Here is a 25,036-nt window from a genome sequence, read left to right as displayed (position 1 = left end):
GGGAATCGACATGCTTTGAGGTGTATGTCCCGGTGTGCTTACCGTCGTCTCGCTCGCGACCGCGAGTGCCACCGACCGCAGCGCCGAATCCTGCCGGCGGCCGGTGGGGTAGTCGTCGCGTCAGCGCCGATGGCAGGAGCGGGGGAACCAGGTAGGCGCCGCCGGGGCCGTGCACACGGACGGGCCGTGCGTACGGAGCACGGCGGCTTGGGGTGAAGCCGCGCGGGGACACCGCGTCCCGCGCGGCCGGGCTGCTCACGGCCCGAACCCGACAGCTCACCTCGTAGGCGTCGGTGAGAGGGACGTCGATGCTGTTCTCTGGCAAGGGTCACGACAGTCGTACCGCCCGCGCCGTCAGGGCCGCGGCCCTGACGGGCGCCGCCATCGCCGCCCCGGTGGCGGGCGCGCCGGGCGCTTCGGCCGCCTCCGTGGACACCTGGGAGCAGGTGGCCCAGTGCGAGTCCGGCGGCAACTGGTCCATCAACACCGGCAACGGTTACTACGGCGGACTGCAGTTCGCGCAGTCCAGTTGGGAGGCCGCCGGCGGCACCCGGTACGCGCCGCGCGCGGACCTGGCCACCAAGGAGCAGCAGATCGCGGTCGCCGAGCGCCTGTTGGCCATGCAGGGGCCGCGCGCCTGGGCCTGTGCCGACGCGGGCGGCCTCACGGCCGGGGGGCCGGCGGCGAACGTGGACCCCGACGGCGGCGCCGGGGGGCGGGGGAGTGCCGGGGGCGCGGAGTCCCGGACGTACTCGCACTCCGGGCAGTCCCAGGAGCGGGAGCGCTCGTGGTCCGGCACCGGGACCACCGAGAGCGCCGAGAGCGCCGAGAGCACCGCAGGCGGCATGGAGGACCGGGAGGTCGAGGACGCGTACACCGTGAAGTCCGGCGACACGCTCCGGGCGATCGCCGCCGACCACGGCACCACCTGGCAGGAGCTGTACGAGGCCAACAAGGACGTCGTCGGCGACGACCCCAACCTGATCTTCCCCGGGCAGCAGCTCCGGGTCTGAGTCCTCCGGTCGGTTCGACGTTCGCCCCCACCGGACGGTCACCGGCCGGAGCCGGCCCGGTGCGGTGTGTGTTCCCCCTGTGGGAAGGGCGCGCCGCACCGGGTTTATTCAATTTGGAAACAAACTCATCCCAGCCCCTCTGAGCTGCGGTTTAACCTGCCGTTCCGCCGTATGGCACGGGCTGTCGACAGGGTGGTGCGCACGGGCCGGATAGGCTCAGGGCACTGAGACCTCACACACATGCCCGACATACACGAAGGAGACGCTCGTGCCGTCCATCGACGTCGTAGTGGCCCGCGAGATCCTCGACTCGCGAGGCAACCCCACGGTCGAGGTCGAGGTCGGCCTCGACGACGGCAGCACCGGCCGTGCCGCCGTTCCGTCCGGTGCCTCGACCGGCGCCTTCGAGGCCCTCGAGCTGCGCGACGGGGACAAGAACCGCTACGGCGGCAAGGGCGTCGAGAAGGCCGTCCTCGCCGTGATCGAGCAGATCGGTCCGGAGCTGGTCGGCTACGACGCCACCGAGCAGCGCCTGATCGACCAGGCGATGTTCGACCTGGACGCCACCCCGGACAAGTCCTCGCTCGGCGCCAACGCCATCCTGGGCGTCTCGCTGGCCGTCGCGCACGCCGCCTCCGAGGCGTCCGACCTGCCGCTCTTCCGCTACCTCGGCGGCCCGAACGCCCACCTGCTGCCGGTCCCGATGATGAACATCCTCAACGGCGGCTCGCACGCCGACTCCAACGTGGACATCCAGGAGTTCATGATCGCCCCCATCGGCGCGGAGTCCTTCTCCGAGGCCCTGCGCTGGGGCACCGAGGTCTACCACACCCTCAAGAAGGTGCTGAAGGAGCGCGGCCTGTCCACCGGTCTGGGCGACGAGGGCGGCTTCGCCCCGAACCTCGGCTCCAACCGGGAGGCGCTCGACCTCATCCTGGAGGCGATCAAGCAGGCCGGCTACACCCCCGGCCAGGACATCGCCCTCGCCCTGGACGTGGCCGCCTCCGAGTTCCACAAGGACGGCCGGTACGTCTTCGAGGGCCAGGAGCGCACCGCGGCCCAGATGACCGACTACTACGCGGAACTGGTGGAGGCGTACCCGCTGGTCTCCATCGAGGACCCGCTGTTCGAGGACGACTGGGACGGGTGGAAGACCATCACCGAGCGCCTCGGCGACAAGGTCCAGCTCGTCGGCGACGACCTGTTCGTCACCAACCCCGAGCGTCTGTCCCGCGGCATCGAGGAGGGCGCCGGCAACGCCCTGCTGGTCAAGGTCAACCAGATCGGCTCCCTGACCGAGACCCTGGACGCCGTCGAGCTGGCCCAGCGCAACGGCTTCAAGTGCATGATGTCCCACCGCTCCGGTGAGACCGAGGACGTCACCATCGCCGACCTGGCCGTCGCCACCAACTGCGGCCAGATCAAGACCGGCGCCCCGGCCCGCTCCGAGCGCGTCGCCAAGTACAACCAGCTGCTGCGCATCGAGGAGATCCTCGACGACGCCGCGGTGTACGCCGGTCGCTCCGCCTTCCCGCGGTTCCGTCCCGCCGGCCGGTAACACCGGCGGATCCGGGGAGCGTGACCGCTCCGCCGAGCGCCGCCGCAGCGTCCCCCGCCGCCGTCCCGTACGGTGGCGGGGGACGCTGCGGCACGACGGGCCGCGCGCGACGGCGACAGGGCGACCGACAGGGGAGGCGAGGTGGCCGCGGACCGGGACAGGTTCTCCACCGCGACCAGGCTCAGAGCACTGGGCACGCAGGCGGCGGAACGCGTCTACCGCGCCCAGAACCGCCGGATGCGCGGCCCCCGACGCAGCCGACTCACCGGACGGGCCGCGCTGCTCGTCCTCGTGCTGTGCTCGCTGGTGGTCGCCCTCGCCTACCCGACACGCCAGTACCTCTCGCAGCGCGCGGAGATCGCCGAGCAGCGGCGCACGGTCGAGGAGCTGCGCGAACGGGTCGAGGAGAAACGCGACCAGAAGGCCCGCTGGCAGGACCCGGCCTACGTCGAACGGATGGCCCGCGAACACCTGCTGTACCTCCGCCCCGGCGAGGTCGGCTACCTCCTCCCCGAGGGCACGGAGGACCACGGCGCGGACCGGGGCGCGGACGGCGCCTCCCGGTCCGGACGCTCCACCGCGCCCGGCCCCGCCGACCGCTCCTGGTACCGACACCTGTGGGACGGCGTGGACGCGGCCGACCGGTACCCCTGAACCGACGCTCCCGACCCGGCACCCCGTCCGGTACCCCACCCGGCCGCCGCGCGCCCCGCGCGTCCGGCACCCGACACCCCCGAGGCACCCTGGACCCCATGGAAACGCCCCCGCCCCCGACCGAACCCACCGAGCCCACCGACGCGGACGTCGAGGCGTTCGAACGGCAGCTCGGCCGCCCGCCGCGCGGTCTGCGCGCCATCGCCCACCGCTGCCCCTGCGGACTGCCCGACGTGGTGGAGACCGCGCCGCGGCTGGAGGACGGCACGCCCTTCCCGACGACGTACTACCTCACCTGCCCGCGTGCCGCCTCCGCCATCGGCACCCTGGAGGCCGAGGGCGTGATGAAGGAGATGACCGAGCGGCTGCGGACGGACCCCGAGCTGGCCGCCGCGTACCGCCGGGCCCACGAGGACTACATCGCCCGCCGCGACGCGATCGAGGTGTTGGAGGGCTTTCCCAGCGCGGGCGGGATGCCCGACCGCGTGAAGTGCCTGCACGTGCTGGTGGCCCACTCCCTGGTCGCCGGGCCCGGCGTCAACCCGCTGGGCGACGAGGCGATCGGCATGTTGCCCGAGTGGTGGCGCAAGGGGCCGTGCGTGTGTTCGGACCGGGGGGCCGGGGAACGGCCCGGGGAAGGGGAGGACGCGAAGTGACGATCCGGGTCGCCGCCATCGACTGCGGCACCAACTCCATCCGTCTGCTGGTCGCCGACCTCGACCCGGACACCGGCGCGGCGGTCGACCTCGACCGCCGCATGACCATCGTCCGCCTCGGCCAGGGCGTGGACCGCACCGGGCGGCTCGCCCCCGAGGCGTTGGAGCGCACCTTCGCGGCCTGCCGCGAGTACGCCGAGGTGATCCGCGCGCACGGCGTCACCCCCGAGCGCACCCGGTTCGTCGCCACCTCCGCCTCGCGCGACGCCGAGAACCGGGACGACTTCGTGCGCGGCGTGGTGGAGATCCTGGGCGTCGAGCCCGAGGTGATCACCGGTGACGAGGAGGCCCGGCTCTCCTTCACCGGCGCCACCCACGAGCTGGCCGGCCGCGACCACCTGCCGGGGCCGTACCTGGTGGTGGACATCGGCGGCGGCTCCACCGAGTTCGTGGTGGGCGACGACGCGGTGCGCGCCGCCCGCAGCGTGGACATCGGCTGCGTACGCCTGACCGAGCGTCACCTGTCGCGCGGTGGGGGCTCCTCCACCGGGAACGGGGGGAGCGGGGTCACCGACCCTCCCACCGCCGAGCAGATCGCCGCCATCAGGGCGGACGTCGCCGCCGCGCTGGACCTGGTCGAGCGGACCGTCCCGTTGGCCGAGGCCCGGACGCTGGTGGGGCTGGCGGGCTCGGTCACCACCGTCGCCGGCATCGCGTTGGAGCTGCCCGCGTACGACTCGGAGGCCATCCACCACTCCCGGATCCCCGTCGACCGGGTCGCCGCCGTCACCGAGCGCCTGCTGACCGCCACGCACGACGAGCGCGCGGCGATTCCCGTGATGCACCCGGGCCGGGTGGACGTGATCGGCGCCGGCGCCCTCGTCCTCCAGGCGATCATGGAGCGGACCGGTGCCCGGGAGGTCGTCGTCAGCGAGCACGACATCCTCGACGGGATCGGGTGGAGCGCCGCCGAACGCGGGTGACGGGCGGGTCCGGTCGTGGGTCGGGGCCGCGTGTCCGCCCGAGGGGCCGGGCTCTTGGGGGCGGTTCTCCACGCGGTGCTCGACGCGTGCGTCGCGGTGGTTCCTCCCCGGCGGCGCGGGAGGGGGAGGCGGGTGCGGTCGGCCCGTGAGGCCGACTCCGCGGTGTTGTCCTCCACCACCTCCGCCGCCGCCACCGCGTCCGTCGTCTCCGCGCCCGCTGTCCCCGTGTCCGCCGCCGGGGCGCCCCCGACGACCTCCGACGCCCCGGTCGTCGGTACGCGCCGACGCCCTCGGCCGTCCCTCCGGTGACCCCACCGGCGTCCCTCACGGCCGTCCCTCACGGCGTCCGCGGTGCCGTCGGGCACGGTGTCCCCCGGGCGCTTCGAAGGATCACCCTGTTTCGGATGCTGCGCGCTTTCCAGCCTATGGCGGGCCGGTCGTCGTCGGCGTGAGGCGCACGTCCGGGGGGTGATCCGGGCGGAAGCGGGAGCCGGGGCGCCTCTCGACGGAAAACTTCGTGAAGTTCTTCACAAGGAAAAGCGCGTGAGCGGCTTATGTTACGCGCCGGTAGGGAGGGTTTCGGGGTCCCGACGCCCTCTCGGGCTCGCCCTCGGGGTGTCGGGCGGTCGCGTGCGGCAGGAGTCGCCACCGGCGCGTCCAGCCTCCCTCGGCGGGAAATGCCCCAGCTCACAAGGGGTGTGAAACGTACGGTGAGATCCCCGGGTTCCCGAAGACGGGTGTGGTTCCGATCACGGGCCGGCGGAGTGTAGCAGAAGTGCGGAAAGTGCTTGTGAAGACCCTCACGAAGCTTCGCCCGAACGGGAGGGGATACTCGATGGCATGAGCACCACGGAGCGTCCGCGAATCCTCGTAGTGGGTGGCGGGTACGTCGGTATGTACGCAGCGCGCCGCATCCTCAAGAAGATGCGGTACGGCGAGGCGACCGTCACCGTCGTCGACCCGCGCTCGTACATGACGTACCAGCCCTTCCTGCCGGAAGCAGCCGCCGGCTCCATCTCCCCGCGTCACGTCGTCGTCCCGCTGCGGCGCGTGCTCCCTAAGGCGGAGGTCCTCACCGGCCGTGTCACCGGCATCGACCAGGACCGCAAGGTCGCCACGGTCACGCCGCTGGTCGGCGACGCCTACGAGCTGCCCTTCGACTACCTGGTCGTCGCACTCGGCGCCGTCTCCCGCACCTTCCCGATCCCCGGCCTGGCCGAGAACGGCATCGGCATGAAGGGCGTGGAGGAGGCCATCGGCCTGCGCAACCACGTCCTGGAGCAGCTCGACAAGGCCGACTCCACGAACGACGAGGCCATCCGCCGCAGGGCGCTGACCTTCGTCTTCGTCGGTGGCGGCTTCGCCGGTGCCGAGACCATCGGCGAGGTCGAGGACATGGCGCGCGACGCGTGCAAGTACTACACCAACGTCCGCCGCGAGGACATGCGCTTCGTCCTCGTCGACGCCGCGGACAAGATCCTTCCCGAGGTCGGTCCCGAGCTCGGCAAGTGGGGCCTGGAGCACCTGCAGAAGCGGGGTGTCGAGGTCTACCTCTCCACGTCGATGGAGTCCTGCGTCGACGGCCACGTGGTGCTCAAGAACGGCCTCGAGGTGGACTCCGACACCATCGTGTGGACGGCCGGCGTCAAGCCGAACCCGGCGCTGGCCCGCTACGGCCTGCCGCTCGGCCCGCGCGGCCACGTGGACACCGAGGCGACGCTCCAGGTCAAGGGCACCGACTACATCTGGGCCGCGGGCGACAACGCCCAGGTCCCGGACCTCGTCGGCCGCGAGGCGGGCAACGAGAACGCCTGGTGCCCGCCGAACGCCCAGCACGCGCTGCGCCAGGCCAAGGTGCTCGGCGACAACGTGGTCTCGGGCATGCGGGGCTTCCCGCAGTCCGAGTACCGCCACGCCAACAAGGGCGCGGTCGCCGGCCTCGGCCTCCACAAGGGCGTCGCGATGATCGTCCTGGGCAAGAAGATCAAGCTCAAGCTCAAGGGCCGCATCGCCTGGTACATGCACCGCGGCTACCACGGCATGGCGGTGCCCACCTGGAACCGCAAGATCCGGGTCTTCGCCGACTGGACGCTCGGAATGTTCCTCAAGCGCGAGGTCGTCTCGCTCGGCGCCATGGAGAACCCGCGCGAGGAGTTCTACGAGGCGGCGGCACCGGTCTCCGCGGCCGCCCAGGAGTCGCGGCAGAAGGCCAAGGCCTCCTGACACGACCGGTCCGAGCGACAGGGACACGCGAAGGGGCGCCCGCTCCCTCCCCATCCGGGAGGGCGGGCGCCCCTTCACGTGTCCCGGCGGGCCCGGAGGAGGACGCGGCGGCGCGGACGCATGGGCGGCGGGACGATCCGGGGAGACTTCGGTGTTGAGGGAAGGAGCGCCGGACCCAGCGGAAGGTGGACGGACATGGTTCAGGCCGCGGCACGACTCCTCGGATCCGTCGAGAGAGCACTGGGAGTGCCCCTGCCCGTGCGGGTGAGGGCGTGGGACGGCAGTGAGGCGGGTCCTGTGGGAGCGCCCACCGTCGTCGTACGGCACCGGCGCGCGCTGCGCCGGCTGCTGTGGAAGCCGGGCGAACTCGGGCTGGCCCGCGCCTGGGTGGCCGGAGAGATCGACGTCGAGGGCGACCTGTACGAGGCCCTGGAACGGCTCGCTCCCCTGGTGTGGGAGCGGGACGGGGTCCCCGCCCCGCCGCCGGCCGAGCGGCTCCGGCTCGGCCGTGAACTCCTCGCGCTCGCCGGTCCCCTGCCCCCGCCGCCACCGCCCCGCGAGGAGGTGCGCGGTCGCACCGGGCTGCGCCACACCCTCCACCGCGACCGGCACGCGATCAGCCACCACTACGACGTCGGCAACGACTTCTACGCCCTGGTGCTCGGTCCGTCCATGGTCTACTCGTGCGCCTACTGGGACGGGGAGGGAACGGGGGGCGAGGGCGGCACCACCACCACGCTGGAGGAGGCCCAGCGGGCCAAGCTCGACCTGGTCTGCCGCAAACTGGGCCTGAGACCCGACATGCGGCTGTTGGACGTCGGCTGCGGCTGGGGCGCGCTGGCGACGCACGCCGCCCGTGAGTACGGGGTGAGGGTCACCGGAGTCACGCTCTCCCGCGAACAGGCGGGACACGCCCGCAAGCGCGTGGCCGAGGCGGGACTCACCGACCGCGTCGACATCCGCGTCCAGGACTACCGCCACGTCGACGACGGGCCCTACGACGCCATCGCCTCGGTCGGCATGGCCGAACACGTCGGCGCGGCGCGCTACCGCCTCTACGCGGACCGGCTGTACTCCCTGCTGCGCCCCGGCGGGCGGCTGCTCAACCACCAGATCGCCCGCCGCCCGGAGACGGACGAGGAGGCGTACCGGGTGGATCCGTTCATCGACGCCTACGTCTTCCCCGACGGCGAACTCGCCCCCGTGGGGCGCACGGTGACGATCCTGGAGGAGGCCGGTTTCGAGGTGCGCGACCTGGAGTCGATCCGGGAGCACTACGCGCTGACCCTGCGCCGCTGGGTGGCCAACCTGGAGTCCGACCTGCCCGGTGCGGCGCGACTGGCCGGGCCGGGCAGGGCCCGGGTGTGGCGGCTGTACATGGCGGCCTCGGCCCTCGCCTTCGAGCGCAACCGCATCGGCGTCAACCAGGTCCTGGCCGTGCGCACGCCCGAGAGCGGGGCCTCCGGGCTTCCGCTGCGCACCCGCGAGTGGAGGTAGGGGCAGGGACGCGGACGAGCGGGAGCACGGCGCGGGGCCCGGACCGTTGGAACCCAAGGAGGCGGTCCGGGCCCCGCGCCGCGTGATCCGGAGTTCCACCGGTCACTCGGCCTGTCGCTTGGCCCCGTCACTCGGTCTTGATGGCCTCCAGCATGTTGAGCCGGGCGGCCCGACGCGCGGGCCACAGCGCGGCCAGCACGCCCACCAGCGCGGCCATGGCGAGGAAGACGCCCATCCGGCCCCAGGGCAGCACCAGTTCGTAGGTGGCCAGCGAGCCGGAGATCAGCTCACCGGCGGCCCAGCCGAAGAAGACGCCCAGGCCGATGCCGAGCACTCCGCCGAACAGGGAGATCACCAGCGACTCCAGCCGGACCATCCGCTTGGTGCCGCGCCGGTCCAGGCCGATCGCGCGCAGCATCCCGATCTCCTGCGACCGTTCGAAGACCGACATGGCCAGGGTGTTGACCACGCCCAGCACCGCGACGATCACGGCCATGGCCAGCAGCCCGTAGAGCATGTTCAGCATCATCGTGAACATCTGGGCGATGGACTCGGACAGGTCCTTCTTGTCCTGGACCAGGATCGCCGGGTTGTCGCCGAGCGCCTCCTCCAGCGAGGACTTCACCGACTCGCTCGCCCCGTCGGCGGTCTTCACCATCACCTGCATGCTGGTGACCTGTTCCAGGTGCGGATCGAGGGTGGCGGTGTCGAGCATGATGCCGCGGATCATCTCGTTGCCCTCGTAGACGCCCGAGACGGTCAACTCGCCGCGTTCGCCGTCCTCGTAGACCACCTCGAAGGAGGAACCGACCTTCCAGCCGTGCTCCTTCGCGGTGTCGGTGTCCACGATGACGGACTCGCCGCCCAGGCCCGCGAACGACCCCTGGGTGAAGTCGAGTTCGAGCAGCTCGTCGAGGGCCTCGCCGTTGACGCCGGTGAGCGGCTCGTAGCCGCCGTCGATCCGGGACGGGGAGTTGCGCAGCGGGCTGAGGGCGGTGACCCGCTCCTCCTTCCCCAGGGTCTGCTCGACCTCGGGGGAGAGGGGGGAGTAGTTGGCCATCGAGACGGTGTAGTCGGCTTCGAGCGCCTCCGCGGCCATCTTGTCGACGCCCTTCTGGACGCTGCCCGCGATCACGGTCATGCCGGTGATCAGGGTGAGGCCGATCATCAGCGCGGCGGCGGTGGCGGCGGTGCGGCGCGGGTTGCGCACCGCGTTCAACCGGGCCAGCTTGCCGGAGACCCCGAAGGCGCGCAGCACGGGCGCGGCCGCTCCGATGATCGGACGCGACAACAGCGGGGTCAGCACGAACACGCCGATCACCAACAGCCCGGCGCCCGCGCCCATCGGCATCTCGCCGTCCTCCAGGCCCGTCGCGTACAGCACCAGCGCGGCGCCGGCGCCGGCCAGCAGCGCGCCGACGGTGTTGCGGACGACCAGACCGCGGGTGGTGGCGGGGGCGTGGACGCTGCCCATGGCGGCGACCGGCGGGACCTTGGCGGCGCGGCGGGCGGGCAGCCAGGCCGCGACGACGGTGACGCCGATCCCGACGACCAGGGAGGCGACCACGGTGGTGGGCTCCACGATCAGCGGCCCGTCCGGCAGGGTGCTGAAGGAACCCATCAGCACGCGCATCACGGCGCCGATCCCGACGCCCGCCAGCAGGCCGACCAGTGCGGCGACCGTGCCGACGACCAGGGCCTCCACCAGCACCGAGCGGGTCACCTGGCGGCGGGCGGCGCCCACCGCGCGCAGCAGCGCCAACTCCTTGGTGCGCTGGGCCACCAACATGGTGAAGGTGTTGGCGATGATGAAGATCCCCACGAACAGCGCGATCCCGGCGAAGACCAGCAGCCCGGTGCGCATGCCGTCCATGCTCGCCTCGATCATGCGGGCCTGCTCGTCGGCCAGTTCCTCGCCGGTGGTGGCCAGGGTCTGCTTCGGCAGGACCTCCTCGACGCGCTCGACCAGCTCCCGCTGTTCCACGCCGTCGGCGGCCGTCAGGACGATCTCGCTGTACCGGCCGGGCTGGGAGAACATCTCCTGCGCGGTGGCGGTGTCGAACAGCACGAGGGTGCCACCCGCGGCGACACCGCCGTCGTCGGTGTCGAAGACGCCGACGACCTTCTCCTGGCGGACCGGCCCGTCGACGGACATCCGCACGGTGTCGCCGACGCCGTAGCCGGTGCGCTCGGCGGTCTTGGAGTCCAGCGCGATCTCGCCGGAACGCGTCGGGGCCCGGCCGTCCCGCAGGTCGTAGCGCGGGTCCTCCTTCTTCCCGTCCGGGCCGGCGTCGTAGTTGGCGCCCTGGGTGGACCAGCCCTCGCCGACCAGGTCGCCGTCCTTGTCGGCGAGGGCGGCGAAGCCGGAGACGGACCCGGTGGCGGACTCGACGCCGGACACCCGGCGCAGCCGGTCCAACAGCTCCTCGGGGAGGTCGGGGACGGCCCTGGGGTCGAACTCCTCGCCGCCCCCGGAGTAGTCGGGACGGACGACGACGTCGACGCCCTCGAAGCCCTTGGCGGCGCTCTTGGCGTAGGCGTCGGAGAGGGTGGAGGTGAAGACCATGGTGCCGGCGACGAACGCCACGCCGAGCATGACGGCGAGCGTGGTCATCAACAGTCTGGCCTTGTGCGCGAGCACGTTGCGCAGGGCGGTACGGAACATGGGTGTGGTGATCCTGGGGTCGTTGGGCGGCGCGGCGCTCGGGCGGCGCCGGACGGACGGCCGGGGCGGCCGGTGCGCCGGAGGCGGGCGGGCCCGCGTCCGGGCAGGGGGCTCAGCTCGTGCGGCCCCGCGCGTCGAAGGCCTTCATGCGGTCCAGGACGCTCTCGGCGGTGGGGTCGGCCATGTCGTCGACGATCCGACCGTCGGCGAGGAAGACGACCCTGTCGGCGTACGAGGCGGCCACCGGGTCGTGCGTCACCATCACGACGGTCTGGCCCAGCTCCCGCACCGAGTTGCGCAGGAAGCCCAGGACCTCGGCGCCGGAGCGCGAGTCGAGGTTGCCGGTCGGTTCGTCACCGAAGATGATCTCGGGGCGGGCGGCCAGGGCACGGGCGACCGCCACACGCTGCTGCTGGCCGCCGGAGAGCTGGTTGGGCCGGTGCCTGAGCCGCCCGGACAGGCCGACGGTCTCCACCACCCGGTCCAGCCACTCCCGTTCCGGCTTGCGGCCGGCGATGTCCATCGGCAGCGTGATGTTCTCCAGCGCCGTCAACGTCGGCAGCAGGTTGAACGCCTGGAAGATGAACCCGATCTTGTCCCGGCGCAACCGGGTGAGCTTCTTCTCCTTCAGGGAGGACAGCTCGGTGTCGCCGATCCAGGCCGAGCCGCTCGTGAAGGAGTCCAGTCCCGCCATGCAGTGCATCAGCGTGGACTTGCCGGAACCCGACGGGCCCATGATCGCGGTGAACTGCCCCTGCCGGAACTCCACGGAGACCGAGTCCAGGGCCACCACCTTCGTCTCGCCCTGCCCGTAGACCTTGGTCAGATCGACGGCGCGGGCGGCCGCGGTGCCGGAGGACGCGGGGTGCGCGATGGAGGCGGGACGGGTGCTGGTGGTCACTGGAGGCTGCTCCTGTCACGGCTGCTTGACGGTTCCCGTCCATCGTCCGTGCGAAAACGGCCACCGGCGTCCGTCCCGACTCCGGTCTTCGAGGGCACCTGCGGAGGGAGGTGGAGGGCGCCCGTCATCCCTGAGGATGAGTCCGCACCCTGATGCCTTCCCGTGCCTGGACAGCGACTTTCCGTCATTCCTGGCTCCCGGGAGAGACTCCGCGATCTGCTCCGAAAAGGGGCGCGCGCCGCTGACGCTGGATCAGTTGCCAATAAAATCAGACAACCTGAGGCCGGAGCCCCGTTGTCCGGACAGGCGCCCCCGATAGGCTCGTTGAGCGTCCTGGGGGGAGGGCCGTAGCCAGCCATACGGCCCGAGAGCCGGTGCCCGGATGGTGGAATGCAGACACGACGAGCTTAAACCTCGTTGGCCTACAGGCCGTGCCGGTTCGAATCCGGCTCCGGGCACACCGGCCGTATCCCCCCCGCCGGTGCCCCCACGAGAGCGAGACCGGACCACCCCGTGAGAACGCGGGGAAGCGGACGACCGTTCCCCACGCCGACGACGACCGGTCCGGCGCCGTGCGCTCGTGCCGGGAGCGCGGTCACGCGTTGCTCCGTCACGTCCTGGTGGACGGGGTGCGGGTGTGTACCCGCGGCACGGCCCCGGGCGGGTACCCGTGCCGGGACTGCGCGGAGTTCGTCCTTGGGTTCCCGGTGGCCGCCGTGATGCTCGACTTCCGCCGCGCGTTTCGCGCTCCGCTGGGGGCTGCGACGCGACCGGCGGGCGGTGTCCGTCTCTGGCGGGTGACCCCCTCCGCGAGAGGGCTCACTGGGGGCGCTGGTGGGCTATCTGGTGGAACTGCCAGGTTTCCCCGTTCCGCTCGCAGGTGACCAGGAGCCTCATCGGCCAGGTCTCCCACTGGTGTTGCCAGCGTTCGGCGGCGTCGTCGCCGGTCTGCCACCGAGGGGGCCGGGTGCGTTCGAGAGCGAAGGGCCGTCCGCGGCCGACGCGGAGCGAGAAGGGCGCCGGGCCGTGCCCGTGGGCGTCGGTGCCGTCGGGGCTGGGCACGAACCGGTAAGGGCCGTAGACATGGTTGTCGATCTCGTTCTGGCTGGGGCCGCCGGGCAGCCGATTGGTGCGTTCGGCATCGTCGCTCTGCACGACGGTGAGGGTGATCTTGTCGAGGTGGTCCAGGGCGATGGGGCCGACCAGTTGCACGTCCAGGGTGGCGCGGTCGCCTTCGATGCCGGTGATGGTGATGTTGAACTGCGGGGTGAGTTCGGCATGCCAGCGGTCGTGCTCGATGCGGGCGACGGTCTGCGCGGTGTGGTGGGCGCGCCGAGCGGTCAAGAGGGCGGCGCCGGCCGCGACTGCGCTGGCGACCGCTGCGCCGGCATTGATGGTGTCCGAGGACCAGAAACTCATGGAGAGGGACAGTAGCGGCCGGGGCGCGGGCGTTCCCGGAGAGTCAGGCGGCTTGGATGTAACTGGGGCGGGACGCCTCTGCCCAGAGGGGCAGAAGACGCGCGTACTCGTCGGTGCGCTCCTCGCCGGTGGGTTCGTTCATCAGTCGCCGCATGAGGTTGTTGACGTCATCCGGGACAGGGCACAGCGGGCCGCCAGGCCAGGTCGAGGGGGAATACGGGTCATGCGGTACGGAGGTGGACGGCCCCGGAGTGCACCGCTGCCTCCCGGTGCCGCTACGTGTGGGCGAGTTGCATGTTCACCGGCGCCCTGGTCAACCAGGAGTCGCGCCGCTTGGCGAGGAGGCCCGCGATCCGTTCACCCGCACCCCCACCGGCGGTCACCAGGGCCGGACGGCCGCGTGAGGTAGACGCCTCGGCCCCCGCTTTCAACAGCGGGGGCCTGAGCGTTGCACCCTTCGGGTTACCCGATGGGTACTGTTCTGAGTGTCGAGGTCAGAACGGAGAGTCAGTATGCCTCATGACGGGAACATGCACATCGGCGCGCGGATCGCCGAGCAGCGCAAACTGGCACACCTCACGCAACGCGGTCTTGCCGACCGCGCTCATGTCTCTCATAGCCTGCTTACCAAGGTGGAGGCCGGGAAACGGCCCGCCTCACCCGCCCTGATAGCGGCATGTGCCCGCGCCTTGGGCATCGAGGCGAGTGTGCTGGCCGGACAGCCGTACGCCGATGTTCAGCGCACCGAACGCTTCGACGCGCCGCTGGCCGCGCTCCGAGCCAGCATGGAGAACTGGGATCTGCAACTGGACACCGGAACCCCGCCACGGCCACTGGACGAGCTCGCCACCGAAGTGAGGAAGCTCGGTGAGAAGCGGCGCCGAGCGAACTACCTGGCTGTGGCCACCGATGCCCCCGGGCTTATCGACGAATTGGTGGAAACCTCCACCGAGCACGAGGGCGGTCAGCGGGAGCGAGCCCACCGGTTGCTGGCATACGTGTATCGGTGTGTGCACGATGTGGCGTACGGGCTGGGCCATGTGGACCTCAGCCGCTCGGTGCTGTTCCGCATGCAGTACAGCGCGGAGCGATCAGGCGACCCGTACATGGTCATTCTGACCTCCTACCTGCGCGGACAGTCGTGTTTCAACACCGGCCGGCACGAGGTGGGGCTGCGGTTGATGGAGCGCGCCTTGACGGACGTGGAGGAAGACGCCCGGCGTGGGCAACGGTCGGCGTTGTGCGTCCAGGGCAACTTGCGGCTGCGTGCGGCGATGCTGGCGGCCCGCAGCAACGCTGGGCCGGAAGCCCGTGCCCAGTGGGAAGAAGCATGGGAGATAGCTGGACGGCTGGGGGGCGACACGGAGAACTACGTGATGAGCTTCGGGCCGTCCAACACGCTGATCCACTCGGTGGCTCTGGAAGTGGAGCTGGGAGAGTTCGGGCAGGCCATCAAGGCATCCAGAGGCGTGCACCTGCCGGAGACGTTCGCCGAGAAGTTCCCGGACCGGGTAGGGCACCACTACATCGACCTGGCTCGGGCTCAGTTGGAGACAGGGCAACGGCAGGCGGCGTTTGCGTCGCTGCAAAGGGCACGCAAGGTAGCTCCTCAGCAAACCCGGTTCCATCCGTCGGTGAAAGAGACGGTGACATCGCTGGTACGCGCTGAGCGGGACAGCCGTGACAGCGTCACCGGCTTCGCCCGTTGGATGGGCGTATAGAGGCAGACTCGTCAAGGGGTGGGAGTTGCACAACTTGTGCAACTCCCACCCCTTCCACGTCGGCAGCCTTAGTGACTGTCAGCACACGCTGTGTCACGTGGAGTCGAGTATGGAGAGTGCAACACCGCACAACCCGTTGGCCGTCTTGCTGGTTGAGACCTGCAAGCAGACCATTCTTCCTGCGCTGCGCACTCGTCCGGGCGTGTGGTGCGAGGCGATCAGCACCTTCGTGGACCTTCCGAGGACGGCGTCGCGCCGGGACGGCTACGCGGCCCCGAGCCCCGAGGCGGCGATCCGGTGGATGCGGGCCACGGTGCGCACCGTGGCCTCGGTGCTCGGCCCGCACCAGGCCGGACAGGTGTTGAAGCACTGGGTGGACGGGCCCGGCTCGGCGCGGGCCTGCGACCGGCTGCGCCGGGGCGAGTCCTGCTCGCTGACGCTCTACCCGGGCATCGAGCACCTCACGCTGCAAGCCCGGCCGGTGCGGTTCCTGCCCCTGGCGGCAGCCGACGGCGGCCCTCCGTGCGATAGCGGAGGCAGGCCGCCGCTGCTGCGGGGCAGAAGGACCGTCCGGTGACCGGTACCCCACCCCCCAGGACCGGCCATAGGAGGCCGCCCGGTCGGTTGGGCTGCGCGTGCCTGACGGCGAGGGCCAACCCGGGCGCGCTCCTGGTGACCTTGAGCGTCCTCGGTTTCGCGACCTGGCAACTGTGGCCTCTCGTCGCTTTCCTGTTCGACTGACCGCCGCGTCATCCAGCACCCCCCACCGCCCCGCGACGGCCGGGCCCTCCCCCTTGGTCCGCCGTCGCAGGGACCCCCACCCCCTTCCGTTCTGTCCGTTGCACCGATGCGAAAGGCAATCCGTGACCGCGCCACCCTTGACGCGTCCCGCTCCAGTGGACCCGTCGGACCTCCTCCTCGGCCCTGTGGCTTCCTCCTGGCTCCAGCGGACCGGCCGGTTACCCGCCGTGTTGGCCGCGTGGGGACGCGGCGCGTTGGGCGAGGCGCCCACCGGCACCGCCTGGGACACCGTCCGGATCCCGGCCACGGTGGCGTACGAGACGGTGGCCCGACTCCGTGACGGCGGCGCGCCGGTCGGACCGGTCCTGCTCACGCCGCCGGGTGTGGACTTCCTCGTCGCCGTGGGATCGGCGGGCGGCTGGGACACCCCCGACAGCTCCGTACTGCCCGCCCACACGCTGGTGCTGTTGCCCCACCCGGAGACGTTCGCCGAGCCGTATCACCTGGCCGGGCGGAGCTGGATCGTCCCCCCGACCGGCACCGAGGCCCTGACGGCGGGCCCGGACCTGCGCGACGCCTACCGGGCGGCTCGCGCGATTGCGGTGGAGGTGCAGCGGTGAGCACCGAGGCCGAGACCCGCGGCCCCCTGCCGAAGCCCGGCCCGCCGCCCTACACCGACTGCTGGTCGGAGGAGAAGCTCCTCACCCCCACCGTCGTCGCCACCCCGCGCGGCATCGCCTTCCGCGACGAGGTGCCCCACGACCGCGACGGGTGGGGCGTGCTGTGGGCCCGCCGCGCGCTGAGACGGGGACAGGGCAGGGCCCTCTACGGCACCGTCCACACCCAGCGGCAGCGGGCCGTGATGCGCCGGCTCACATGCCACGTCTGCAACGGGCCGGCCGACCGCGACAGCGCCGGCGTGCTGTGGGTGATCGAGGACCGGCGCGGCGCCTGGGCCGACTGGCCGGAGGGCGTGCCGACGACGCACCCGCCGCTGTGCACCCCGTGCGGGGCCAGGGCCGCGCGGGAGTGTCACTACCTGGCCAGGACTTTGTGGGTGCCGCTGCGGGTGCGCCGGCCCCAGGTCATCGGCGTCCACGGCACGCCCTACCGACTGGACGAGGACAGCGGCCTGCTCCGGCCCGGCGGGGACGATTTCGTCCGCTACGACCAGGAGCCCGAGATCCGGTGGGTCCTGGCCCGCCAGGCGGCCGTCGCGCTGTTCGACTGCACGCTCCTGGACCCCGGCGTGCTGCTCACCACCTGACCGCACCCCGGCAAGCCCCTGTCCCCGGCTCGGACGATCCGACGCCGCTGCCTCGCGACCGAGGCCCGCGGCCGGGGACAGGCCAAGCCGCCCTCCGTCCGTGGCCGCTGGTGCCCCGGCCTCACCCTCCGGGCGGAGGGCCCCTTCCACCACCCCGCACAGAAACGAGTCGCCGATGCCCCTCACGCTGCTTCGCACCGATCCGACCTGGCTCCTGGAGGAGCTGGTGGAGCGCACCCCGCACACGTGCGGCGCGGTCCTGTTGACGACCGACGGTCTGGCCTCGTGCTGGACCGGCATGGAGAGGGACACCGCCGAGCGGTTGGCCGCCATCGCCTCGGGCGTCCACTCCCTGGCCCAGGGCGTCGCGCACGAACTCCAGTCCGCCACGCCCGAGCAACTGGCCCCGAACACCGCCGTGCTCGACCTCGGTGACCGCGCGGTGCTCGTGTGCACCGGAGGGGAGGGCAGTTGCCTGCTGGTCGTCGTCGACGGCGAGGCCGATCACGGAGCCGTCGGCTACGCGATGGCGAAGCTCGCCACCGGCCTCGGCGAGCACCTGGCCACCCCCGCGCGGGCGTAGCTCCGCCTCCTGAGCCCCGCTCCCGGTGCGCGGTGTCCTCGCCGCGAGGGTGGTCACGCCGCACGCCGAGGGGCGGCCGGCCCGGCACACGCTTCCTGCGCAGTCGTCGTGTGCCGGGCCATGCACCGGCCGAAAGGCCAGTCCCTACCGTGCGACTCTCTCATTGGAGGGAACGTGACCGTACAGACCCCTGCACAGGCGACGACCGACCCCCGCGAGGTGGCGGGCGCCGAGACCTTCGACCGGCTCGCCCGGCGCATCGCCACCGAGTACCCCGCCTTCGACAGGCCGTTCGCGGAAAGCATCGCCGGCCAGACGGTGGCGTTCCTCGTCGCTTCCGCCCACGCCGATGAGCCGCCGGCGCCGAGCAAGCCGGTTGATCTCGGATGGCACGAGTTCATCACCGACACCCGTGCGTACATCGAGTTCAGTGACCGGATCGCGGGCCGGTACCCGCACCACGTGCCCGAGCCGTTGGACGAGGCCGAGCACGGTGACGCCCAGGCGGCGCGTGCTCGTACGGTCGCGGCGATCGAGGCCGCCGGGTTCGCCGTCGACGCCGAGCTGTGGCCGGACGTGGCCGACTGCTCGCAGTGTCACGCCGGTTGCCACAACAGCCCGAAGACCAAGGCCGCCTGACCGGCCGGCCCCGCCTTCCGCTGGGAGAGATCGTGTTGGGTGAAACGACCGAAGCAGTGTGGGACCGCTACGCCCGCGGTAAGCGCGGCGTGCCGGAGCGGACCGTCAACGCCGCCGGACAGCGGACGTGGTTCAACTGGACGCAGTACCCCGACCACGGGCCGACGGAGACCGTCCTCGGCTCCCCGGCGAGCGCGCTGGAGTTGGGATGCGGTACCGGCCGCAATGCCGCCCACCTCGCGGTACACGGGGTGGAGGTGACGGCGGTGGACGTCTCCCTCGTTCCGCTGGAGAAGGCCGAGCAGCGGTGGGGACACCTGGGCGGGCTGCGCCTGGTGCACCGCGAGGCCGTGGACTTCCTGCGTGCCACCGACGAACGGTTCGGCGCGGTCTACAGCGTGTTCGGCGCGGTGTGGTTCACCGATCCCGAGGTCCTGCTGCCGCTGGTCCGTCGGGCCCTGCGGCCGGGTGGGGTGCTGGCGTTCTCCCACGAGCCGCCGATCGAGGGATGCTACGGCTGCCAGGGCGGGTACGTGCGCGGCCCGGGCGGGGATCGGCCGTCGGTGGTGCGGCGGTGGGCGTACACCCCGGCCATGTGGGTGGACATCCTCGCCCGATACGGCTTCACCCGGATCACGGCCGATATCGTCGCGCCGCCGCCGGCCAGGAGCGGCGACGTGCCCACCCTTCTCGTCCACGCCCGGGTGTAGCGGGGCACGCGGACTGTTCGACGGTGTCGCGGTCGCTGACGGCGGTGGGACGCGTCCGGTGCACGAGATGCTCCGTGGTCGTGCGGCACAGCAGAGGCTTACGGGGTTGGAGAGGCGGGAACGTGAGTCCGACGTTGGCGGACATGCCGTGCCCGGTGCGTGCGGCCGTGGCGCGACATACGGGCCCGGTGTCCTCGGTACGGCCGGTCACCGCAGGGCACAACAGTCCCCTGTCGGTGCGGCTGGACACCGAGTCCGGGGTGTTGTTCGTCAAGGGTCTGCCGGACACCTCGCCCGGTCGGGTGGCGACGCAACGTCGGGAGTTCGAACTCGGCCGGTGTCTGGAGGGGCTCGGCCCTCGGGCGCGGTGGCAGGTTCGTGCGGGCGGCTGGTACCTGGTGGCGTTCGACCACATCGAGGGCCGGTGTGCCGACTACCGGCCCGGCTCCGCGGATCTGCCCGCCGTGGCCGACCTTCTCCGGGCGGTGAACCGGTACCCCGTTCCTGTGGGGGTCGAGCTGCGTCGCGCGGAACAACGCCTGGCCGCCTATGGCACGACGGAACAGCTACGGCACGTCGCCGGCCACGCGCTGCTCCACACCGACCTGAACCCGGGAAACGTCCTCGTCACCGGGGACGGCACGGCCCGCCTGGTGGATTGGGGGTGGGCCACCCTGGGCGCCCCGTGGCTGGATGCCGCCGCCTGGGCCATCTGGCTCGTGGCCTGCGGACACAGCCCGAGTGCCGCCCACACTTGGGCGGAGCGGGTGCCCGCCTACCGGGCCGCCGCCCCCGAGGCACGGCGCGCGTACGCGGACATGGCCGCGGCGATGTGGGAGGACGTGGCCCGGGGAAGCAGGGCGCCATGGGTGGCGCACATACGGAAGGCAGCAGCCGAGTGGGCGTGCGCGGCGCCCCCCACGGGTCTCGCTGGGGACTCCCGGCCGTCGGTCCCCTGAGGCAGCGTGGCACGGACGCGGGGACGCGGGGACGCGGGGGCGCGGGGAAGCCCGGGGGCGAGCGGGGAGCGGTGTCCGCTTCCGTCCGCACCCCTGCGCGCTCCCTCGTAAGGGGGAATCCCGGATCGCGTCCCGCCCCACTGCCCCGGGTTTCGGTTGAATCCGCGCCGGGGCCCGCACCCGCGGAGCCCCTTCCGCCCCTGGGGAGGAACCGGACGCGAGCGTGCCTCCCCGAGGCCTTCCCTGATGTCTCCTCCGATGTCTCCTCCGACGTTCCCCGCGACGTCCCCACCGGGCCCGTCGCCGTCACCCCACCGCCCCGACCGCCTGGCCCAGCCGGAGTGATCCCATGCCCCTCGCCCTGGTGACCGGTCCCACCGCCGGCATCGGCCGTGCCTTCGCCGACCGCCTCGCCCGCGACGGGTACGACCTGGTCCTCGTCTCGCGCTCGGCCACCGACCTCGGTTCGGTGGCGGCCGAACTGCGCGCCGCGCACGGCGTCCGGGTGGAGACCCTGCCGGGTGACCTCTCCACCGTGTCCGGTTGCCGCCTCGTGGAGGAGCGCGTCGCCTCCGGGCCGCCGGTCGACCTGCTCGTCAACAACGCCGGCACGGCACTGCACAAGCCGTTCCTCCACAACGGCGTCGAGGCCGAGGAGGCTCTGCTGGACCTCAACGTCCGAGCCGTCCTGCGCCTCACCCACGCCGTCCTGCCCGGCATGCTCGAACGGGGCTCCGGCCGGGTGGTGAACGTCGCGTCGTTCACGGCCCTCGGCCCCGCGGGGCTGTCGAGCACCTACCCGGCGAGCAAGGCGTGGGTCCTCTCGTTCAGCGAGGCGCTGGCCCGCTCGGCCCAACTGCGCGGGAGGGGCGTGCGGATGATGGCCCTGCTGCCGGGCTTCACCCGCACGGAGCTGTTCGACCGCTCGGGCTTCGAGACGGCCCACCTGCCCCGCTGGGTCTGGCTGAACAGCGAGCGCGTGGTCGACGTGGCGCTGCGCGACCTGGAACGCGGCCGGGTCGTCAGCATCCCCGGACTCCGCTACAAGGCGGCGTCCTGGGCCCTGCGCCACCTACCCCGCCCCCTGTTGCGCTCCACCTCCTGGGACCTGTGGGCGCCGAACGGCTTCTGGGGCCCGCGCCCGCCCGCCGGAGCCGGCCCGTCGGGCACGGCGGAGCCCGACGGGTGACGGCGGCACCGCCGGTCGTACGGCGCGGGGCCCCGGCATGGTGCGCCGGGGCCCCGCGGACCGGTGGACCGGACGGTCACCGGCGGTCTCGTGGTGTCCGGTCCGCGGCCGTCAGCGGCAGCAGGAGTCGGAGCAGCAACTGTGGACCCTGACGTCGTCGACGACGGGCCCGTGGGCGCTGTTGGCGGTGGTGCTGGCGAAGGCGAGGGTGGTGGTGGGGTTGTTGGCGACGAAGGTGAACTGCCGCGTCACGTAACCCATGTCGGCCCTGGTCTTGCCGGTGGTGTCGAAGGAGAAGTCCTGGAAGTTCTGGCCGTCGACGAGGGCCCTGCCCGTCTTCAGCGGTGACGCGCCGTCGGGGTTGCCGGCGAGCGAGTACGTCACCGTGTACGTCCTGCCCGGGGTGGTGGTGAAGGTCTGGGCCACGGTCCCCGGGGTGGCGGCGTTGAGGTCGAGGGACTGGTCGCCCTCGGCCGCCTGCCAGAATCCCGCGCCGATCAGGTCGACGGCCCCGGAGGTGACCCTCCAGGGGCCCATGGTCTGTCCGGTCCCGAAGCTCTGGAACTTGTCCGCCGCGACCGCCGGGTACTCGAAGCTTCCGTCGTCGAACCTGCTGACGGTGACGGTCGCGGTGGACCGGTTCCCCGTTCCTTCGGCGCCGTGGGCCGGGGCGGCCACCGCGGTGCCGGCACCGGCGAGGAGACCGGCGGTGACGAGTGTGGAGACGAGCGCGGCGGTGTGGGTGCGCATGGACGGCATGAACTCCTCCTGGTCGAGGGGGTGGGAGCCTGCGTCGGTCCGACGGGTCAAATCTCCTCTCCGACCACGCGGACGCCAAGCCCCGGTCACCGGCGCACCGGGGTGCGGAACGCGGCCGTCGGTCCGCGCGCGCCGGCCCCTCGGTCCGCGAGCCGCCCCGCCGGCCGACCACCCGCGCGCCCCGCTCCCGGAGGGCGGTCCCCCGGCGCATCGGCGACGCGGCGCCGGGTACCGGAACAATCACGATTCCTTCCCTCGTTGTTGCCAGTGCACTACCGTGCGGTCTTTGCTAAAGCATTACTCTTGAGGAAGGGCCGCGCGGTGCGGCCATGGAGGAGTGAGATGAGGAGCAGCAACCCGGTCTTCTCGCGACGGGGATTCAGCCGAGACGGCGGCTACGCGGGCTTCGACGCCACGCAGCAGCCGCAGGCCGGGAACCCGTACGCGGCCAACCCGTACGCCACCGGCACCCAGCCCGCCAACCCGTACGCCACCAACCCCTACGCCCAGGCCCAGGGCGCCCCGCCGGCCGCTCCCGCCCGGACGGACCGGATGACGATGGACGACGTCGTCGCCCGGACGGCGATGACGGTGGGCCTGGTCGTCGCCATGGCGACGGTCGCCTGGGTGACGGACCTGTCGCTCGGCCTGGCCCTCGGCGCGATGCTGATCGCGCTGGTCCTGGGCCTGGTGCAGTCCTTCAAGCGCAAGGCCTCGCCTCCGCTGATCCTGGCCTACGCGGCCTTCGAGGGCCTCTTCCTCGGCGCGATCAGCAACTACGTCGACAGCCGGATCGCGAGCGGTGCGGCGATGCAGGCGGTGCTGGGCACCATGGCGGTCTTCGCCGCCGTGCTGTTCATGTACAAGGCCCGCATCATCCGTGTCACGCAGCGCTTCTACCGCTTCGTGATGGCCGCCGCCATCGGCTTCATCCTGCTGATGGGCATCAACCTGCTGTTCGCCGTCTTCGGCGGCGGTGACGGCCTCGGCTTCCGCAGCGGCGGCCTGGGCATCCTGTTCGGCGTCATCGGCATCGTGCTCGGTGCCGCGTTCCTGGCGCTGGACTTCAAGCAGGTCGAGGACGGCGTCGCCTACGGGGCTCCCCGCGAGGAGTCCTGGCTGGCCGCCTTCGGTCTGACCCTGACCCTGGTCTGGATCTACCTGGAGTTCCTGCGTCTGATCGCGATCCTCCAGAGCAGCGACTGACCGGCGTCCGGAACGCCGCTCCCGGCCCGTCGCGGTCGGGACGGCACGGAAAGCGGTGGAGGGCCCCGGGGCATCGCGCCCCGGGGCCCTTCGGCGTGTACGGCCGCCTCCGCGGCGGGTCGGGACGGGCCCGGTGGCGCGGGTTCCGGCGGCGTGGGACACGTCGGGTGCGTAAGGTTGCGACGTGCTCGACGTGACACCTCTGCTGACCGCCGTGGACCGCTTCGCCGACCGGCTGCGCGCCATGCCGCAGAGCGCCCTGGTACGGGGCGCGGCGGCCGAGGGACTGGAGACGGCCCGGGAGTTGGCCGGGCGCGCCCGGCGGATCGAGTTCCCCGACCACGAGCCCGTCCGACTGCCCGACGCGGGGATCTTCGCCGTCGGCGATCAGCTCGCCGTGGCCGGCCACGACCTGGCGGAGGCGCTGCGCACGAACGGCGGCGCGAACGGAGGCGCCCCCGGTGCGGGGCCGGAGGCGTTGGCGGAGGCCGTGGCGCTGGTGGAGGCCGCCGAGGAGCGGGCCCTCACAGCGAGGCGATGACCCGGTCGGCCAGGACGTAGACGCTCTCCCGGCCGCACGCGAAGGTCAGGGCGTACGCGCCGGAGACCCCCGAACCGCCCAGCAGCACCGGTGCGGTGCCCGCACGCAGCGCGGCGGCGAGCCGCTCGGCGGTCTCGCGGTGGCCGGGCGTCATGCAGACGGTGGTGCCGTCGGCGAACACGTAGACGTCCAGCGTGCCCAGCGGGCCGGGGCGCACGTCGGTCAGGGGGGTGCGGGCCTCGGCCAACTCCGCCAGGCGCCGGTGGGTCTCCTCGTGGTCGGCGGGCGGCCGGACCGGGGCGACGGGCTCGCCCCGGAGGTCGTAGCCGGGGTGCGAGGGGTGCCGGCGGCGGGCGGCGGCCAACTCGGGGGAGTCGGCCCCGGCGTCCTCCGGTCCGCCGGCCGCGGCCCTGTCGGCACCGCCGTTCTGGTCGATCTCCTCATCGGCCGTGCCGGTGTCCGTCTCCTCGACCGTGTCGGGCGCGCCGGTCTCGGCGGAACCCCGCGACGGGGCGGCGGTGCGCGGCGCGTCCCGGTCCGACTGACGCGGCACGAACAGCTCGCCCTCGTGCGCTTCGCCCAGGGCGCGTTCCAACAGTGCGTCGAGCAGCGCCGAGTCCAGACCGGTCCCCTCGTACTCGGTGCCGCGGCCCTCCAGCAGCCCGTGTTCGGCGCGCGCGTCGCGTGCCTCCTGGGCGGCCCAGAACGCGCGGGCCTCGGCCAGTTCGCGCTCGCGTTCCTCGGCGAGGGCGTCGGCGACGGCGGAACGGATCTCGTCGGCGTCCGGGGAGGTCCGGGCCGCCGGGACGGTGGCCCGGGCCAGGGCGCCGCGCGCCTCGGACGCGGCGAGCTGCACGCGCAGCTCGGTGAGCTGGCGGCGCAGGCCGCGGACGGTGTGCAGGGCCACGCCGCCCAGCGCCGTGGCAACGGCGGCGGCCAGCAGCAGGATGAGGGATATGGCGCTCACTGACGTACTCCCGGTTGAAACTCCGACCCCTGAATTCCTACCGCAGCCCGACGGGAATCTCCTGTCGAACGGTGGGAACCGCACCCCCGAAAGGGCGCCCCGGGGAGCCCGTGCGGACCAACGCGCCCCCTGTGAGCAGGGAAGACACCGGGCCCCCAGGACATTGATCACATCCTGGGGGCTCT

23 protein-coding genes, 1 tRNA gene and 1 riboswitch are annotated in these 25,036 nt (G+C 72.3%); of the genes, 19 read left to right on the top strand and 5 right to left on the bottom strand.

The annotated features are described in order from the left end of the window. Positions 1–114 precede the first annotated feature (114 nt). Positions 115–305, top strand: a riboswitch (cyclic di-AMP (ydaO/yuaA leader). A gap of 3 nt (positions 306–308) precedes the next feature. The 7 genes from F0L17_RS09560 to F0L17_RS09530 all read left to right on the top strand — a co-directional run bounded on the left by F0L17_RS09560 (position 309) and on the right by F0L17_RS09530 (position 8,584). Beyond that, on the top strand, positions 309–1,013 hold the full coding sequence (locus tag F0L17_RS09560; protein WP_155070739.1) for a LysM peptidoglycan-binding domain-containing protein: 705 nt from the start codon (positions 309–311) through the stop codon (positions 1,011–1,013). A 268-nt stretch (positions 1,014–1,281) separates the two neighbouring features. Further along, positions 1,282–2,571, top strand: a complete 1,290-nt coding sequence (gene eno, locus F0L17_RS09555) for a phosphopyruvate hydratase (RefSeq protein ID WP_162465998.1) — start codon at positions 1,282–1,284, stop codon at positions 2,569–2,571. Between the two features lie 141 nt (positions 2,572–2,712). After that, positions 2,713–3,225 carry a septum formation initiator family protein gene (locus F0L17_RS09550; RefSeq protein ID WP_162465997.1) on the top strand — a complete coding sequence of 171 codons (513 nt, stop codon included), beginning with the start codon at positions 2,713–2,715 and terminating at the stop codon, positions 3,223–3,225. 98 nt (positions 3,226–3,323) lie between these two features. Further along, the gene (locus tag F0L17_RS09545) at positions 3,324–3,881 is read left to right on the top strand and encodes a DUF501 domain-containing protein (protein WP_155070738.1); all 558 of its coding nucleotides are present in this window, start codon (positions 3,324–3,326) and stop codon (positions 3,879–3,881) included. Between the two features lie 2 nt (positions 3,882–3,883). Then, on the top strand, positions 3,884–4,864 hold the full coding sequence (locus tag F0L17_RS09540) for a Ppx/GppA phosphatase family protein (RefSeq protein WP_162466783.1): 981 nt from the start codon (positions 3,884–3,886) through the stop codon (positions 4,862–4,864). Positions 4,865–5,704: 840 nt separating this feature from the next. Next, a complete protein-coding gene (locus F0L17_RS09535; RefSeq protein WP_155070737.1) occupies positions 5,705–7,087 on the top strand; it encodes an NAD(P)/FAD-dependent oxidoreductase in 1,383 nt (460 codons plus the stop codon). Between the two features lie 195 nt (positions 7,088–7,282). Continuing rightward, positions 7,283–8,584 (top strand): SAM-dependent methyltransferase, encoded by a 1,302-nt coding sequence (locus tag F0L17_RS09530; protein WP_155070736.1) that lies wholly within the window; start codon positions 7,283–7,285, stop codon positions 8,582–8,584. A gap of 127 nt (positions 8,585–8,711) precedes the next feature. Here F0L17_RS09530 and F0L17_RS09525 read toward each other — a convergent pair whose 3' ends face one another. Both F0L17_RS09525 and F0L17_RS09520 read right to left on the bottom strand, forming a co-directional pair. Further along, positions 8,712–11,249: an ABC transporter permease gene (locus tag F0L17_RS09525; RefSeq protein WP_155070735.1), complete on the bottom strand. Its 2,538-nt coding sequence runs from the start codon at positions 11,247–11,249 to the stop codon at positions 8,712–8,714. 112 nt (positions 11,250–11,361) lie between these two features. Next, a complete protein-coding gene (locus F0L17_RS09520; protein WP_162465996.1) occupies positions 11,362–12,150 on the bottom strand; it encodes an ATP-binding cassette domain-containing protein in 789 nt (262 codons plus the stop codon). 376 nt (positions 12,151–12,526) lie between these two features. Here F0L17_RS09520 and F0L17_RS09515 point away from each other — a divergent pair. Further along, positions 12,527–12,608 (top strand) — tRNA-Leu (locus F0L17_RS09515). A gap of 361 nt (positions 12,609–12,969) precedes the next feature. Here the strand turns inward: F0L17_RS09515 and F0L17_RS09510 are convergent. Beyond that, a complete protein-coding gene (locus F0L17_RS09510; RefSeq protein WP_155070734.1) occupies positions 12,970–13,569 on the bottom strand; it encodes a hypothetical protein in 600 nt (199 codons plus the stop codon). A 530-nt stretch (positions 13,570–14,099) separates the two neighbouring features. Here F0L17_RS09510 and F0L17_RS09505 point away from each other — a divergent pair. The 9 genes from F0L17_RS09505 (at position 14,100) to F0L17_RS09465 (ending at position 21,378) form a co-directional block, all read left to right on the top strand. After that, positions 14,100–15,290, top strand: a complete 1,191-nt coding sequence (locus F0L17_RS09505; protein WP_162465995.1) for a helix-turn-helix domain-containing protein — start codon at positions 14,100–14,102, stop codon at positions 15,288–15,290. Positions 15,291–15,399: 109 nt separating this feature from the next. After that, positions 15,400–15,867 (top strand): hypothetical protein, encoded by a 468-nt coding sequence (locus tag F0L17_RS09500; protein WP_155070732.1) that lies wholly within the window; start codon positions 15,400–15,402, stop codon positions 15,865–15,867. Between the two features lie 349 nt (positions 15,868–16,216). Then, on the top strand, positions 16,217–16,651 hold the full coding sequence (locus F0L17_RS09495) for a hypothetical protein (RefSeq protein ID WP_155070731.1): 435 nt from the start codon (positions 16,217–16,219) through the stop codon (positions 16,649–16,651). After that, positions 16,648–17,298 carry a hypothetical protein gene (locus F0L17_RS09490; RefSeq protein ID WP_155070730.1) on the top strand — a complete coding sequence of 217 codons (651 nt, stop codon included), beginning with the start codon at positions 16,648–16,650 and terminating at the stop codon, positions 17,296–17,298. Before F0L17_RS09495 ends, F0L17_RS09490 begins: the two co-directional genes overlap by 4 nt. A gap of 175 nt (positions 17,299–17,473) precedes the next feature. Beyond that, entirely contained in the window at positions 17,474–17,881 is a 408-nt protein-coding gene (locus F0L17_RS09485) for a roadblock/LC7 domain-containing protein (RefSeq protein ID WP_155070729.1), read from the top strand. Between the two features lie 174 nt (positions 17,882–18,055). Beyond that, entirely contained in the window at positions 18,056–18,520 is a 465-nt protein-coding gene (locus tag F0L17_RS09480) for a glycine-rich domain-containing protein (RefSeq protein WP_202917856.1), read from the top strand. 32 nt (positions 18,521–18,552) lie between these two features. Then, a complete protein-coding gene (locus F0L17_RS09475; RefSeq protein WP_338018022.1) occupies positions 18,553–19,230 on the top strand; it encodes a class I SAM-dependent DNA methyltransferase in 678 nt (225 codons plus the stop codon). 188 nt (positions 19,231–19,418) lie between these two features. Next, complete coding sequence (locus F0L17_RS09470) at positions 19,419–20,189, top strand: phosphotransferase (protein WP_338018021.1); 771 nt, start codon at positions 19,419–19,421, stop codon at positions 20,187–20,189. Positions 20,190–20,538: 349 nt separating this feature from the next. After that, positions 20,539–21,378, top strand: a complete 840-nt coding sequence (locus F0L17_RS09465; RefSeq protein WP_155070728.1) for an SDR family NAD(P)-dependent oxidoreductase — start codon at positions 20,539–20,541, stop codon at positions 21,376–21,378. A gap of 111 nt (positions 21,379–21,489) precedes the next feature. On the opposite strand, the gene F0L17_RS09460 is transcribed toward F0L17_RS09465, so the two are convergent. Continuing rightward, on the bottom strand, positions 21,490–22,128 hold the full coding sequence (locus F0L17_RS09460; protein ID WP_420802468.1) for a choice-of-anchor C family protein: 639 nt from the start codon (positions 22,126–22,128) through the stop codon (positions 21,490–21,492). 351 nt (positions 22,129–22,479) lie between these two features. Between F0L17_RS09460 and F0L17_RS09455 the strand changes: the two genes are divergently transcribed. Together F0L17_RS09455 and F0L17_RS09450 are read left to right on the top strand one after the other, a co-directional pair. After that, positions 22,480–23,343, top strand: a complete 864-nt coding sequence (locus F0L17_RS09455; RefSeq protein ID WP_155070727.1) for a Bax inhibitor-1/YccA family protein — start codon at positions 22,480–22,482, stop codon at positions 23,341–23,343. Positions 23,344–23,527: 184 nt separating this feature from the next. Next, the gene (locus F0L17_RS09450; protein ID WP_162465994.1) at positions 23,528–23,884 is read left to right on the top strand and encodes a hypothetical protein; all 357 of its coding nucleotides are present in this window, start codon (positions 23,528–23,530) and stop codon (positions 23,882–23,884) included. On the opposite strand, the gene F0L17_RS09445 is transcribed toward F0L17_RS09450, so the two are convergent. Next, positions 23,868–24,800: a hypothetical protein gene (locus F0L17_RS09445; RefSeq protein ID WP_420802467.1), complete on the bottom strand. Its 933-nt coding sequence runs from the start codon at positions 24,798–24,800 to the stop codon at positions 23,868–23,870. The genes F0L17_RS09450 and F0L17_RS09445 overlap by 17 nt on opposite strands. Positions 24,801–25,036: the final 236 nt, after the last annotated feature.

The sequence above is a fragment of the Streptomyces taklimakanensis genome (genome assembly GCF_009709575.1).
GTDB lineage: Bacteria > Actinomycetota > Actinomycetes > Streptomycetales > Streptomycetaceae > Streptomyces > Streptomyces taklimakanensis.
Note: the sequence above shows the minus strand (reverse complement) of the source record. Positions and strands in the feature narration are given on the sequence as shown.

Coding starts and splice junctions, on each gene's coding strand:
- F0L17_RS09500 (WP_155070732.1), top strand. CDS start 15,400: ATGGAGAGTGCAACACCGCACAACCCGTTGGCCGTCTTGCTGGTTGAG.
- F0L17_RS09505 (WP_162465995.1), top strand. CDS start 14,100: ATGCACATCGGCGCGCGGATCGCCGAGCAGCGCAAACTGGCACACCTC.
- F0L17_RS09485 (WP_155070729.1), top strand. CDS start 17,474: ATGCCCCTCACGCTGCTTCGCACCGATCCGACCTGGCTCCTGGAGGAG.
- F0L17_RS09530 (WP_155070736.1), top strand. CDS start 7,283: ATGGTTCAGGCCGCGGCACGACTCCTCGGATCCGTCGAGAGAGCACTG.
- F0L17_RS09560 (WP_155070739.1), top strand. CDS start 309: ATGCTGTTCTCTGGCAAGGGTCACGACAGTCGTACCGCCCGCGCCGTC.
- F0L17_RS09535 (WP_155070737.1), top strand. CDS start 5,705: ATGAGCACCACGGAGCGTCCGCGAATCCTCGTAGTGGGTGGCGGGTAC.
- F0L17_RS09460 (WP_420802468.1), bottom strand. CDS start 22,128: ATGCGCACCCACACCGCCGCGCTCGTCTCCACACTCGTCACCGCCGGT.
- F0L17_RS09455 (WP_155070727.1), top strand. CDS start 22,480: ATGAGGAGCAGCAACCCGGTCTTCTCGCGACGGGGATTCAGCCGAGAC.
- F0L17_RS09545 (WP_155070738.1), top strand. CDS start 3,324: ATGGAAACGCCCCCGCCCCCGACCGAACCCACCGAGCCCACCGACGCG.
- F0L17_RS09525 (WP_155070735.1), bottom strand. CDS start 11,249: ATGTTCCGTACCGCCCTGCGCAACGTGCTCGCGCACAAGGCCAGACTG.
- F0L17_RS09465 (WP_155070728.1), top strand. CDS start 20,539: ATGCCCCTCGCCCTGGTGACCGGTCCCACCGCCGGCATCGGCCGTGCC.
- F0L17_RS09510 (WP_155070734.1), bottom strand. CDS start 13,569: ATGAGTTTCTGGTCCTCGGACACCATCAATGCCGGCGCAGCGGTCGCC.